Annotated in this window: 11 protein-coding genes and 2 pseudogenes; 6 read left to right on the top strand and 7 right to left on the bottom strand. The window is 67.7% G+C overall.

From position 1 onward, the window contains the following. Positions 1–125 precede the first annotated feature (125 nt). Entirely contained in the window at positions 126–1,526 is a 1,401-nt protein-coding gene (locus ACXKR8_RS05095; protein WP_458266600.1) for an IS1380 family transposase, read from the top strand. A gap of 565 nt (positions 1,527–2,091) precedes the next feature. Beyond that, the gene (locus tag ACXKR8_RS05090) at positions 2,092–3,168 is read left to right on the top strand and encodes a tyrosine-type recombinase/integrase (protein ID WP_458271695.1); all 1,077 of its coding nucleotides are present in this window, start codon (positions 2,092–2,094) and stop codon (positions 3,166–3,168) included. A gap of 52 nt (positions 3,169–3,220) precedes the next feature. Here the strand turns inward: ACXKR8_RS05090 and ACXKR8_RS05085 are convergent, their stop codons facing one another. The 6 genes and pseudogenes from ACXKR8_RS05085 to ACXKR8_RS05060 form a co-directional block, all read right to left on the bottom strand. Further along, positions 3,221–3,472: a transposase gene (locus ACXKR8_RS05085; RefSeq protein WP_458271694.1), complete on the bottom strand. Its 252-nt coding sequence runs from the start codon at positions 3,470–3,472 to the stop codon at positions 3,221–3,223. Further along, a complete protein-coding gene (locus ACXKR8_RS05080) occupies positions 3,469–3,924 on the bottom strand; it encodes a hypothetical protein (protein WP_458271693.1) in 456 nt (151 codons plus the stop codon). Before ACXKR8_RS05080 ends, ACXKR8_RS05085 begins: the two co-directional genes overlap by 4 nt. 283 nt (positions 3,925–4,207) lie before the next feature. Further along, positions 4,208–4,675, bottom strand: coding sequence for a group II intron maturase-specific domain-containing protein (locus ACXKR8_RS05075; RefSeq protein WP_462100660.1), 468 nt, complete (start codon positions 4,673–4,675; stop codon positions 4,208–4,210). Positions 4,676–4,844: 169 nt separating this feature from the next. Beyond that, positions 4,845–5,375, bottom strand: a pseudogene (locus ACXKR8_RS05070) (reverse transcriptase domain-containing protein); the annotation flags it as partial. A gap of 840 nt (positions 5,376–6,215) precedes the next feature. Continuing rightward, complete coding sequence (locus ACXKR8_RS05065) at positions 6,216–6,497, bottom strand: transposase (protein WP_458271692.1); 282 nt, start codon at positions 6,495–6,497, stop codon at positions 6,216–6,218. A 304-nt stretch (positions 6,498–6,801) separates the two neighbouring features. Then, on the bottom strand, positions 6,802–7,056 hold the full coding sequence (locus tag ACXKR8_RS05060) for a DoxX family protein (RefSeq protein ID WP_458274903.1): 255 nt from the start codon (positions 7,054–7,056) through the stop codon (positions 6,802–6,804). Positions 7,057–7,472: 416 nt separating this feature from the next. Between ACXKR8_RS05060 and ACXKR8_RS05055 the strand changes: the two are divergent. Next, positions 7,473–8,734: pseudogene (locus ACXKR8_RS05055) on the top strand (ISL3 family transposase); the annotation flags it as partial. A 63-nt stretch (positions 8,735–8,797) separates the two neighbouring features. Here ACXKR8_RS05055 and ACXKR8_RS05050 read toward each other — a convergent pair. Further along, entirely contained in the window at positions 8,798–9,703 is a 906-nt protein-coding gene (locus tag ACXKR8_RS05050) for a LysR family transcriptional regulator (RefSeq protein ID WP_458271691.1), read from the bottom strand. A 67-nt stretch (positions 9,704–9,770) separates the two neighbouring features. Here ACXKR8_RS05050 and ACXKR8_RS05045 point away from each other — a divergent pair, with 67 nt between their 5' ends. The 3 genes from ACXKR8_RS05045 to glsA all read left to right on the top strand — a co-directional run bounded on the left by ACXKR8_RS05045 (position 9,771) and on the right by glsA (position 13,606). After that, positions 9,771–10,277 (top strand): cupin domain-containing protein, encoded by a 507-nt coding sequence (locus tag ACXKR8_RS05045; RefSeq protein ID WP_458271690.1) that lies wholly within the window; start codon positions 9,771–9,773, stop codon positions 10,275–10,277. A gap of 620 nt (positions 10,278–10,897) precedes the next feature. Further along, positions 10,898–11,992: an ISAs1 family transposase gene (locus tag ACXKR8_RS05040; protein ID WP_458266617.1), complete on the top strand. Its 1,095-nt coding sequence runs from the start codon at positions 10,898–10,900 to the stop codon at positions 11,990–11,992. A gap of 123 nt (positions 11,993–12,115) precedes the next feature. Further along, positions 12,116–13,606 carry a glutaminase A gene (glsA, locus tag ACXKR8_RS05035; RefSeq protein WP_458271689.1) on the top strand — a complete coding sequence of 497 codons (1,491 nt, stop codon included), beginning with the start codon at positions 12,116–12,118 and terminating at the stop codon, positions 13,604–13,606. Positions 13,607–13,661 lie beyond the last annotated feature (55 nt).

Raw genomic sequence — 13,661 nt, 5'->3', positions numbered from 1 at the left:
TGAGCCCGAATCCACCGATGAATGACCTGTCCGAGGCCTGGACATAACGACGCGGATGCCCTCTGACCTGGGACGATGGGACTTCCTACAGAACCAAGTCGCCAGAACGAGAGAACATCCGCGAGATGCAATCCTGCCATGCCGCCACAGCGGTTTCCGCCGTCTTCGACGAGCCGAACCTGATCGCCGATGCCGGGCTGCTGTCGCTGGTCCGGCTGGCCGAGCGGGCCGGCCTGCGGCAACTGGCCGCGTCCGCGCTCCGCATCGAGGGCGCCGACAACAGCGGCGGAGCCAACCCGGCCGCCAAAGTGATGTCGCTGATCAGCGCGATGTGCGCGGGCGCGGACAGCATCGACGACGCGGCGCGGCTGCGGCACGGCGCGATGGACCGCGCCTTCACCTCGGTCCGCGCGCCCTCCACCCTGGGCACCTTCCTGCGCTCCTTCACCCACGGCCACAACCGCCAGCTCCACCGCGTTCACCGCGACTTCCTGGCCCGACTGGCCCGCAGCACCCCACTGCTGCCCGGCGCCGACACACTGATGTTCATCGACATCGACCCCACCCACCGCCGCGTGTACGGCCACGCCAAGCAGGGCGCGCAGGTCGGCCGCCTCAAGGGCCAGCGCACCCTGCACCCGATCCTGGCCACCCTGTCCACCCCGATCGCCCGGCCCGTGATCGGCGCGGTCCGCCTGCGCCGCGGCAAGGCCGCCGACGTCCGCGGAGCCGAGAGCTTCGTGAGCGAGGCCCTGGCCATAGCGAAGGAGACCGGCGGCACCGGGATCCGCCTGGTCCGCGCGGACAGCAAGTTCTACACCGCCGACGTGGTCGCCGCCTGCCGCCGGGCCGGCGCCCGATTCTCCCTGACCACCGGCATGAACCCCTCCATCGCGGGCGCGATCTCCCGCATCCCGCAGGAGTCCTGGACGGCGATCCGCTACCCGGACGCCTTCGTCGACCCCGACACCGGCGAGATGGTCTCCGACGCCGAGGTCGCCGAGATCCCCTACACCGCCTTCACCGGCCGAAGGAAGTCCGAGCACGTCACCGCCCGGCTGATCGTGCGCCGGGTCCGCCGATTGAACGCCGAAGTGGCCCAGGGTCAGGGCGAGTTGTTCACCGCCTGGCGTTACCACCCCGTCTTCACCGACAGCTCCTTCGCGGTGCTGCAGGCGGAACTGCACCACCGGCAGCACGCCGTGGTGGAGCAGGTGATCGCGGACGGGAAGTCCGGGCCTCTGGCCCACCTGCCGTCCGGGAACTTCCAGGCCAACGCCGCGTGGCTGACCCTGTGGGCGATGTCGCACAACCTGCTGCGGGCCGCCGGTGCGCTGACCTCGGTCTTCCACGCCAAGGCCACCACAGCGACCCTGCGCGCCCACCTGGTCCACGTCCCGGCCCGGCTCGCGCGCACCGCGCGCACCAAATTGACGGTGCATCTGCCCGAGCACTGGCCCTGGCGCGACGCCTTCACCGCCCTGTTCGAGGCCGTCCACTCCCCACCGCCGCGCCCGGCGGCCTGACCGCCACAAGATCCCGCACCGCGACGGCCCGACGGCCACCGGCGACAGCGCCACCAACCGCTCCCGACCCCGCACAACCCCTCGGACAGGCCGCGACCCGCGCACGGCGGCTACCGCACACCCTCAACCTGTTGCCCCCAGCGGCCGACCGTCCACGGGCAGGAGAGCAACCCCGAAATGATCAGCCGGTGGATTCGGGCTGAGGCAGGGATTTTTTATAAAGAGACTGAATCCCCTCACTCCTTTTTTCTCGTCCAAGACGAGCGTTAGGTCATGCGGCTCGCTGGTTCCGGTTGGCCGCTGAATGAAGCAAGGGTGCCGTGGTGAGAGCAAGCTTGAATGAAAGCGCCGGAGCTTCGATGCGTTTGAATGCCAAGACGGACCGAGGTGATACTGGAGACTTCGGGGACTTGGGTACGCATAGAAGGGCTCATCGAAACGTCCAAGAAGGACGACCGGGGGGCCATAGCGCAGGCGGAGATCAAGGTATGTCTCGGGCCCAACTGAAGGGGGCACGGTCGGCGCGGGGTGGGATCCCCTGGGGGATCTACGGGTTCAGCCGACGATGCGGGCAGGCGGTGGCTGGTCCTACACGATCGTGTGGCCGGACGGTGCGGTCGAGGAAGAGGCGGACAGTTTCCTGCGGAAGTACGAGGGCTCCGGCACGCAGAAGACCTATGCCTACACGCTTGTTGATCATCTGAGGTGGCGGGTCCGCGAGGGGTTGACCACAGCGAAAATCACGCTGAATGACCTGCAGCGATACATGGGCGCCGTCGGTGCCAAGGTGCAACTGCCGCTCGGTCGGCCGTGGAGGACGCTGCCGAAGCGTCCGTACAGTGCGTCAGGCCTGAAGACAGCGGCGGCGTGCCTGCGCGGGTTCTACTTGCACCAGTGCGCCCGCAGCATCGTGAACGATGCCCTGTTGGCTGCACTGCAGGCACGCCCGCTGCCTACACGGCCGGACCGGGCTCTGCTCGTCGAGCATGCGCTCAGGTCGAGTGCTGCGAACCCGCTCAACGCTGGGAGCGGGGGCACACGGAGGCCGCACCCGAAAGTGCTGCCTGAGGGTGCTCTCCCCATTCTGCTGATGGAGGCGAACACCGCCCGCGACGCCATGATCATCACCTGGCTGTCCGATACCACTCTGCAAGTCGGAGGACTCACAGGCCTGCACCTTTGCGATCTCCACCTGCAGGCCGACGCCGCCTGCGGAGAGTACCGGGACCCGCATCTGCACGTTTGCCACCGCTGGGACAACCCGAACCGGGCCGCGGCCAAGCGCAAGCCGGACTGGTGGCTACGTGACGGGACTATCTGCGGAGGAGAGATCTACCCCGCGAGCCCGACCATGATCAGATCCTATCTCGCCTACATGGACGGCGAATACCGACCCTCGGCCGGTCACCACGGCATGCTCCTGATCCAGCTCGCCGGCTCGCGCCGAGGCGAGCCGATGACCGCCGATGCCGTTCGCGGGATGCTGCGTCGGGCCGGCGATCGCGCTGAATTGCCAGGTCGGATCAAGCCGCTCCAGTTCCTGCATACGACGACGTCGAAAGACATCGAAGTCTCCGGGGACCCGCTTGTGGCCAAGGCGGTCGGCAACTGGGCGTCCGCGGGGGCCTGTCAGCGGACATAGCAAACGGTTCTTATCCACTCGCTGTGGAACGATGATTGGGCGTGACATTCGGTCAGTCGGCGTGGAGGATCTGCAGGCGGAGGAGGTCGAAACCCGCGCGACCATACCCATCCCTTTTGATCCGTTTCATGCGGTTCACGTTTCCCTCGACGCGGCCGGAGTTCCACTCCAGGGTGAGGCCGGCGGTGACGGCCGCGAAGTCCTGGCGCAGGCCGCGGGCCAGGTTGGAAAGGGAGGGGAAGCCGGTGGCTACAGCCCGCACGAGCCAGGCTGCGAGGTCCTGGCCCCGGCGCTCGGTCATCATCTCGGCGAAGGTGTGTACGCAGTCCGCGAACGCGTCCAGTTCCGGGCAGCGGGCCAGTAGGTCCTTGAGCCGGAGGGGCTGGCCTGGTCGAGGTGGTTCGGGTGGCTGGTGACCCGCCTTGTGGCCTGGCGGACGGTCAGTTCCCGGCTTGCGGTCGGGGCGGGCTGGCCGCTGGCGTGTAGGGTCTGCAGGTGGCGGCCGACGGTGCGCTCGCTGCCGCGGTAGCCCAAGGCGCGGATCTCCCCGCAGAGCCGGACGGCGTCCGTGCATCCTTCGTTCCAGCGTTGGTGCAGGTAGCCGAGGTGCGGCTGGACCCGGTTCTCGCGCTGGTTCGAGCCGGCGGGCACGTCCTTCGGGGTGGGCGCGTGCGCGTGGCGGCGGATTGTCTTGCGGTCCAGACCCAGCGCCTCGCCGATCGCCGATATCCCCACCCCCTTGCCCGAACAGGTCATGCACCGCCGCATGGCGCTCGCGTCGCTGGACAGCGCGCAGGCCCTCCAGTTGCGCAGGCACAGGAAGGTCCGAACCGAGTGCGTCCGTGTCGGGGGCCATCGCCTGCTCGGACGGGTCCGATGCCGGACTCTCGGTCGGCTCGGTCTCGGCCAGGCAGGTGCGGTGCGCAAGGACGCACTTCTCGACTGCCTCGCACAGGTTGATGGGTCGGGCCGGGGCGCCCTGCCGGGATTACTCCCGGTGGGTTTCCCCGACCCGCCCTCCGAACCCGGCGTGCGGCTCTCACCGCACCGGGCTCTCCACGAGATCATCCGTTGGAAACGGGCTGCCCAGAGCGTCCGGCCAAGGGCTGGGGATGCCGTTCGTGCCTCGGTAGCGATACCGAGTGATCGGTACTCTGCCGAGGTCGAACAGTTGGATCCCGTCCATTTCGATGGGCTTCCACCGCCCGTTGGGGCCGCGGAGCCATCGCCGGATGGCCGTCCACGTCATGCGGTGCCGGTGCATCACCCAGCGGACGATGCGCCACCAGACGAAGGTGTGCAGGGTCTGCAGGGTGTGCTTGGCGACCGCGTGCCTGAAGTAGTTGGCCCAGCCGCGCAGGATCTGGTTGATCCGGATCAGCGTGATCTTGTAATCGAGATGCGACAACTTCTGGGTCAGTGCCTTGATCTTCCGTTTCAGCGACGCGACCGGTTTGTCGGCGATGAACGTGTAGACGTGCCACTTGTCCGTTCCGCGTTTCCGCATCCAGACGATTCGGAAGCCGAGGAAGTCGAACCCGTCCGCAAGGTGCACCACCTGGGTCTTGGCCTCTGACAGCACCAGGCCCATCGGGGCCAGGACCTCGCTCACATGCTTCGCGAAGCGCCTCGGCGTGCTCGCGGGTGCCGTGGACCATGACGACGAAGTCGTCCGCATAGCGGACCAGTCGCCAGGTCGGCAGGCCCCGCCGCCGTTGCCGCTCGCGATCGCGCCGACTGCCCATCATGCTGGTCCACTGCTCGGCGGCAAAGTCGTCGAGCACGGACAGTGCGATGTTGGCCAGCAGCGGCGAGAGGATCCCGCCTTGCGGGGTTCCCGAATCGGTCTCGTTCCGCTCGCCGAGCTCGGTCATGATCCCGGCTTTGAGGAACGCCTTCACCAGCGCGAGCACCCGCTTGTCCTTCACCCGCGCCCGGACACGGCCCATCAGGGCCGTGTGGTCGATGCGGTCGAAGCACGCCTCGATGTCCGCGTCCAGCACCCAGCGGTATCCCTGAGAGCCGAACAGGTGGATCTCGGCGATCGCGTCGTGTGCACGCCGGTTGGGCCGGAACCCGTAGGAGTACGGACGAAAATCCGCCTCGAACACGGGCTCCAGGACCAGCTTCAACGCAGCCTGCACCACCCGGTCCGCAACGGTCGGGATCCCCAGCCGGCGCAGTTTCCCGCCCGCCTTGGGGATCATCCGTTCGCGCACCGGCAGGGGCTGGAAGGCCCCGGCCCGGAGCTGGTCGCGGATGTGGTTCAGGTGCGCTGTCACTCCGGACGCCAGGACGTCGGCGGCGCGAACGCCGTCCACGCCTGCTGTCCGGGCTCCGGTGTTGCCCGCGACCCGCTCAAACGCCATCACCAGGACGGCCGGGTCACAGACGAAGTTGAACACATCGTCGAACCGGAAGCCGTGATCGGCTACCGCCCAACGGTGCAGCTTGGTCTGCATCTTCCGTACCCGCGCCTCGGCAACCAGCACCGAGGGCCACGCGACCAGGGCATCCACCCCGGTGTCTTCGGACATTGCAGTTCCTCCCTTGCAATCTCGCTGCCGCCCTTCCCCATGCGCCGGGCTCTCCCCGGCTCGGAGTACTACGGCGGCTCCGCCCCTCCCCGGCCCGGTCGGCCGACGGTGGACCCAGCCCGGTTCCCGCGCTGGCCGCGCGGAACCCGGGCAGAGCCGGGGAGGTTCCCGTGTTCACTGATTGATCGATCGTCGGAGTAGGCACCCGGCTATACCCCCGCGGCATCGCCACGGCTACCCCGCAGCACTTCACCGTGGCCTCCCCGGCGCTCTGGCAGAAACCGCCGGGAAGTTGCCCGCCTTGGCACCGGCGAGCACGCACCGCAACCAGCCCAGATCCGCCAGGTTCGAGCTGATGTCACCTTAGGAGGCTTCGAACACCGGTTCCTCTCGTATACCTCTCCGTCTCGCTCGCCGGACCCGCACCATCTGGCAGTGCTGACACGTCCCGGCTTCGTCAGGGCCGCTTGCCACCCTCCCCGGCACCTCCCGGGTCAGGCTGCCCCAGCTTCACCGCCCTGCTGCGACAGGACAGCGGCGAAGGTCTCCCACCTCCACTCGATCAATCAGCGCCTCACGGCGCACCTTCCAGATATGAAACCGGTCAGCGACCTGGATCGCGGCGGGACAGGCTGTGCGGACGGCCTCGGCATACGCGCTGGCCCGGTCCCTGCACACGATCTCCTCCCCGGGATGCGCGCGCAGCCAGGCAGCCAGCGTCTCGGCAGTGCGGTCGGGCAGCATGTCCGCACGCTTGCCCGTCTCCATGTCCAGAATGATCGTTCCGTACACATGGAAAAAGCGGTCAAGAGCACGCTGCAGTCACGCGAACACCCATCCTTCCAGAGGCCCGTGACGCCGAGTCATCGCTCCACAGCAAGTGGATCAGAACCGATCGAACTGTCCCTTGGCGCTGCGCCAGGTGCAATGCCGCAGCGACATCACCGACGGATGCCTGGCTGCAACCGGACTCACCCTGACGACATCCCGCTTACAACCTCAGTAAAAGTACGTCAGGGACCGTCCGGCGGGAGGTTACCTCAGCCCGCCAGGCGTCCCGCTGCGACGAACACCGCAACGAGAAGCAGGAACACGTTCACCGATATCGTCTTGATCGAGCCCAGTTGGACGTGCACGCGGATACCCCGATCTGAAGCAGTGCGAGACCTATCGCTGCGGCGATTCCAAGCCAGTGCCAGATACCGGTCCAGCCGGGTAGCACCATGCCAACAGCCCCCATGAGGCAGCGCACCCCTACTGCGTGGACACGCCGCGCGGGGGCGACATGTGCCCACTCCAGTTGCGGAGGTATCTGCTCGATTGGCAGCATCTTCACGCCACCGGTCGCCATGTAGGTCCGCAGTTCAAGGCCGACATCGTCGAGCGCTGCCGGCACGGGGACCGCACCATCGGTCAGGTCGCCAAGGGGGGCCGCCCACGCCTTCTGGCTCCCGGCACCGGCGCCAAGGCCAAGCTCGCTGAAAGAAAGCCATCAACACCCTCGCCGAGTTCTGCGGCGACCGCGTCACCCAGCAATAGGCATCACCGAGCACCACACCAAGAACCACCACACCGGCCATACATAGAGATCAAGGCTCTGTCCCGTAATCGGTGGTGACGATCAGTGGCGGATGTCATGATCGGGAATGGCTGATGTCAACTCTCTTGTTTTCATGGTGTTTTCTGGTCTTTCTGCCGGCCACCCCGCGTCCGAACACCCACCCGGGATCACCGCACCCTCGTCCGACACATCCTCCACAGCCAGGGACGTTCCGCGTGCAGGTCCCGGGCCTGGTGAAGCGCCACCAACGCCGCGCCCACCGCCTCACCAGCCAGCTCGGGTCGATAGTCAAAGAGTTGGGGCCGGGCGGGCGCCCGCCTCTCCCGCATCCTGATCTGTGGAATCTCCGGTTCGATGGCGCTGCGAATGCTCATGCGCCTGCCGACACCGCCACTGCGCGTGCCGCGGGTGATCGGCATCGATTACTTCGCCCTCAGGCGCCGGCACCGCTACGCCACGGATCGTCATCGACGCCGAGACCGGCGAGCGCATCGACGTCCTGCCTGATCGCAGCGCCGAGACGGTGGCGAAGTGGCTGCGCGAGCACCCCGGCGCCGGATGCGTGTGCCGCGACGGATCCGGCTCCTATGGCAAGCCGATCCGCCGGGCCCTGCCCGAAGCGGTCAGCGACCGATGGCAGCTCTGGTCCAACCTATGCGGAAAGACCCTGGCAGAGGTCCGCTCGCACACCACCTGCCGGGCCACCGCCGTGAACCCTGCCCGGCCGGGCAGGGTTCACGAGCAGACCACCCGGGAGCGTCGGCAGCAGGTCCACGACCTGCCCGGCAAGGGCGTCGGCCTGCTCGAATGCGCCCGCCGCCCGGACCTCGCCCTGAACACCGTTAAGCGCTACGCCCGCAGGCAGGAGCCCCCGGCCGAGGGCCGCGCACCGCAGTACCGGTCCACCCTGTTCGACCCCTGCCGCGACCACCTGCGACGACGCCGGGCAGACGATCCCGGCGTGCCCGTCGCCCGCCTCCTGCGCGAGATCAAGGAGCTGGTCTGCACCGGGAGCGCGAACCTCCTGGTCCGCTGCATCACCCAGGGCCGCGCCGAGGGCGACAAGCCCGTCACGACCGCGCGGCGCCCGTCCCGGCTCCTGCTGACCCGCCCCGACAACCTGCGCGGCGAAGACGCCGAACTCCTGCGGGAACCCACTGCCACCTGCGTCGAGATGACCGAACTCGCCCGCCTCGTCGGCGAGTTCGCCGGGATCCTGTCCCTGGCCGAGGGCAACGACGCTGAACTCACCGACCGGATCACCCAGGTCTGCGCCGTCGACCTTCCCCACCTGCACTCCTTCGCGAACGGCCTCGAACTCGACCGGGCCGCCGTCGACGCCGGCCTCGCTCTCCCCTACCACAACGGCCGCAGCGAAGGTGTCGACACCCGAACCAAGAAGATCACGAGGCAGATGCACGTCCGCGCCTGCTTCCAGCTCCTGCGCCAACGGATCCTGCTCCAGTAGGCAACTCGAAGCATCGCCAACGACTACGGGACCGAGTCAAGATCAAGACAGCCCCCCACAGGTTCAGGCGAAGCGGGCGGCGTGGAGGAGTTGCGCACGGAAGGTCGTGGCGGCCGGGGACTGCTGTGGTTCGTGCCATTGCATGACGAGGTCGAGTCGCATGTCGGTGAGGGGGATGAACCGTACGCCGACGGGGTGGAGGAGGTTCTCGAAGGACTCGACGAGCACCGAGACGGCCAGGTCGGCGGCGACGGTGGCGAGGATGATGCTGAGGGTGGCCTCCTGGATGGGTGCGTTGATGCCGGCGTTGGCCAGGTACTCGCTCAGCCAGCGGTAGGAGATCGGTTGGACGTCGCGGCCGTAGAAGGCGACGACCTCGTTGCGCAGGTCCTCGATGGTTGCCTGCTGGGCGTTGGCGAGGCGGTGGGAGGTGGAGACGACCAGGCACAGCTGTTCGCGGAACAGGACCCGGTGGCACAGGTCGGCGGGTGGTGCGCTGACACGGGCCAGTGCCACATCGACGCGTCCTTCGCGCAGGGCCCGGTACTGGTCCTCGTCCCTCAGTTCGGTGATGGTGGTTTCCACGTGCGGGTGGTCCCGGCGGAAGGCCGACAGGGCGTTGACCAGGATCGCGGGGGAGGCTCCGGGCAGTACGGCCACGGTCAGGCGCCCGGCGTGTCCCTGGGCGACCTGGCGGGCGACGTGGCCCACCTCGTCGGCTGCGGACAGGGCTCGCCGCGCGGCGTCGACGACAACCTCGGCGGCGGCGGTGACCCGCAGCCGCCGTCCGGCCCGTTCGAAGAGCTGCAGGCCCAGTTGGCGCTCCAGGACCTGCAGTTGCCTGCTCAGCGAGGGTTGGGCGATGTGCAGGCGGGCGGCCGCCGCGCTGACCCCTCCTTCCTCCGCGACCACGACCAGGGCACGGAGGAGGCGTAGCTCGACAGGCGCAGGAAGGCTCAACTCATGCATGCTCGCTATGCTAATAGACCTATTGGGTCTTGGACAGCTATGGGATCGGTGGCGTTGAATCTGAGTCATGACTTTGTTCACGCAGACACCAAATCCACTCACCCCTTCGATCCTCAGCCAGGAGGAGCAGCAGGCCGTGTGGTTCCTCGGCGCCCTGGTTCGCCTGCGAGTCAAGGGTGACCACACCCACGGCAACCTGTCCGTGCTCGAGCACCTGGGCGAGCGCGGGTACAGCAGCCCGTTGCACAGCCACGCCACCGACGAGGAGACGTTCCTGGTCCTCGACGGCGAACTGCGTGTCGAGGTGGACGGCCACCAGCACGCGGCCGGCCCCGGATCGATCGCCGTGCTTCCCCGTGCCCTGCCTCACTCCTTCGTCGTGACCAGCCCCACCGCCCGCTTCCTCACGCTGCACACGCCCGCGGGCTTCGAGGGCTTGATCCTGGAAGCCGGCAGCCCCGCCGATGCGTCCGGCCACCCGCCGCTGGGCGAACTGCCTCCGGACCCGGCCGAACTGGCGCGCATGGCCGCCCACTACGGGATCGAGATCCTCGGACCGCCGCCCGCGCCCTGATCCACGGCGCGGACCCCGTCGACAGCCTGCGGCTCCGCCTTCGCCCTCTCCCCACACCGGGTGAAGGCGGAGCCGCGGCTCCGAGCTCCCGGAACCCCCTGTCCGCGACCGGGACTCCTCATCGGGTGCCGTGTGCCCGCACGGACTTCATGAACACGGCCGGCTCCGCTCCCGATGGGGAGCTGAAGCTGGGCGCCGTGCCATACACCGGGCCGGATGGAGGGCACGGCGGGGACCGGCCTTCGTAACGCAGGCCCCCACGCTGCGGTACGGACTTCATTCAACGTGGCCTGCTCCTCACGCTGCGCGGTCGCATTCCTGCTGTGCCGCTCGGCCGATTTCCTGCCCATCGGAGACCGAAGTGAAATCAAGTGTGAATGAAAAGACGAGACCCCCGACTCGTTCCAGCGCCAAGGCGGAAGGAGGCGAGCAGGGCTGTTGCAAGGTCGGGTAATCTTGTGAACTCGCTGGTCAGCGTGCCGTGTCCGGGATAGACGAAGCTCCGTTGTGGTCGATGACCTCACAAGTCCTCGACAAACAACGGAGCTTCGGTGATTCCTGAGTCTGCCATGTCCAGTCGGCTTCCATGGGGCGCGGGGAGCGTGTCGCCTGGTGCCACGGTGTTCGCGCTGGTCAACGGCTTGCGTGACCCGCGTGATCCGCGTGGGCGGCAGTATCCGCTCGGTGCGGTGCTGCTGGTCGCGCTGTGCGCGCTGTCGTGCCGGTTCGAGTCGTTCCGGGCGATGGGGCAGTGGGCGGCCGCGGCGCCGGCGTCCACGCTGGAGCGGCTCGGATTGCGCCGCTGCGGGGTCTTCGGGCTGGTCAGGGCGCCGAGTGCGTCCACAATCCGCCGGGTAGTCGGTGCTGTGATGCCCGGCGGGCTGGAGGGGCTGCTGCGAGCCTTTGCGGTCCAGGCGCGGGAGGTGGCGGTGGACGGCAAATGTCTGCGGGGCTCGCGGGACCAGGCCGGGCAGGCGGTGACGGTACTCGGGGCGATAGTGCAGGACGGCACACTGGTCGCGCAGCAGCGGGTTCCCGACAAGACGAACGAGATCACCGGGTTCGCGGCGCTGCTGTCGGTGCTGGACCTGGCGGGGGCGGTGGTGACGGCGGATGCTCTGCATACGCAGCGTGACCATGCCCGGGTGCTGGTCGAGGAGTTCGGTGCACACTACGTTTTCACGGTCAAGCGCAACCAGCCCGAGCTGTGGACGGCGTGCCGGGCGGTGCCCTGGGAACGGGTCAGCACGTCCTCCCGGTCCACGGTCCGAGCGCACGGCCGGGTGGAGACCCGCATCATCCAGGCCGTGACCTGGAACGATCTCGACTTTCCGCACCTGCGACAGGTGGCCCGGCTGACTCGGCACCGCACCGACAGCAAGACCGGGAAGCGTTCGCGGGAGACGGTGTACGTGATCACGGACCTGTCGTCGGCGCAGGCCGACCCGCAGATGATCGGGGCTTACGTCCGCGGCCACTGGGGAGTGGAGAACAAGATCCATTACGTTCGTGATGTTGCCTTCGGCGAGGACGCCTCCCGCATCCGCACCCGCCACGGAGCCCAGAACATGGCCACCTTGAGGTCAGTCGCCATGAACTTCCTCCGCAGGAGCGGGAGTTCCATCGCCGATGCACGTCGAGCCATGGCCCTCGCGCCCCACACAGCCCCGCTCGAACTCTTCGGCATCCCTACTGACCTGCACGTTCACCCATGAAATCCGACCTTGCAACAGCCCTGAGGAGGCGAGACCGGCACATCCGGGGACTTCAACGCGCATCGGAAGCTCTTCGAAACGTTCAAGGAGGACGACCGGGGGACCATAGCGCGGGCGGAGGTCATGGCGCGCCTGGAACTGTCCGGAATTTCCGCGGGCGACCCGCGCATCAGTGGCCCGAGCGGTCCGGGCAGCGGCTCCGACGCCGACAGCTCCCGACTCGGCCTCGCGGAATTCTCCGAGCTCTGCCGGCGGGGAAGTGGGCTGGTCGCGCGCGCGATCACCGGTGATCTCGCCATTCCCGACTTCCCGTCCTTCACGGCCGCCGTCGCCGAGATCTACCAGGACCTGCTGCCGGGACGGGGCGGCGAGGTCGCGGACTACATTCCCCAGCTGAAGCGGGTCTTGCCGGACCAGTTCGCGGTCTCGGTCTGCACCGTGGACGGGCAGCGGTTCTCCATCGGCGACGCGGGGGTGGGATTCTGCGTCCAGTCGGTCTGCAAACCGATCAACTACTGCCTCACGCTAGAGGAGTTCAATGCCGACGTGGTCCACCAGCACGTCGGACGCGAGCCGAGCGGACGCGGCTTCAACGAGCTGTCGCTCAACGGCGACGGGCTCCCGCACAATCCGATGATCAACTCGGGTGCCATCATGAGTTGCTCGCTCATCAAGCCGTCGCTCGCGATCGCCGACCGGTTCGACTACATCGCGGACACCTGGCGGCGGTTGGCGGGAGGGAACCCGGTCGGGTTCAACAACTCCGTCTACTTGTCCGAGCGGCAGACGGCCGACCGCAACTTCGCCCTCGGCTACTTCATGCGCGAGCACAGGGCTTTCCCGGACAGCACGGACCTGATCGAGACCCTGGAACTCTATTTCCAGTGCTGCTCGCTCGAAGTCAATACCCAGGACCTCGCCTCAACAGCGTCCACCCTCGCCAACGGCGGAGTCGTCCCGCTCACCAATGAACGCGTATTCGCTACGGGTTCGGTGCAGAAGTGCCTTTCCCTCATGTCTTCCTGCGGCATGTACGACTACTCCGGGGAATTCGCCTTCACCATCGGCCTGCCAGCCAAGAGCGGTGTTTCGGGCGGACTCATGGTCGTCATTCCGCAGGTGATGGGAATCGCAATCTGGTCGCCGCGCCTGGACCCGCTGGGTAATTCGGTTCGTGGTATAGAATTCTGTCGGCAATTGGTCGAGAAGTACACGCTCCACATGTATGATTCCCTGGTCGGCAGCGGGCCCGAAGCCAAACGCGACCCGCGCCGCAAGTGGAACCAGAGCGCCATTGACGCCACGGTCCGTCTGCTCTGGTCGGCGAGCGAGGGCGACCTCACGGGTGTCCGGGCATTGCTGGCCCGCGGTGCCTCCACCCGCGCGAGTGACTACGACGGTCGCACCCCCCTGCATCTCGCTGCCTCCGAAGGCCATCTCGATATCGTCGGCTACCTCCTGGAGCACGGGGCCGACATCACTGCCACTGACCGGTGGGGCGGCACACCCCTGTCCGACGCCGAGCGCGCGGGTCACGCCTCGGTCGTCGCCGCCCTGCGGCAAGCATCAGGGCAGCTACCCACCTCCCCACCAGCCGCACCACCAACCCTATGACCAGGCCGGCCCGCACCCGGCCCGGCCAATAGCACCCGATCCACACCACCACAGG

The sequence above is a fragment of the Streptacidiphilus sp. PAMC 29251 genome (assembly GCF_054208735.2).
Note: the sequence above shows the minus strand (reverse complement) of the source record. Positions and strands in the feature narration are given on the sequence as shown.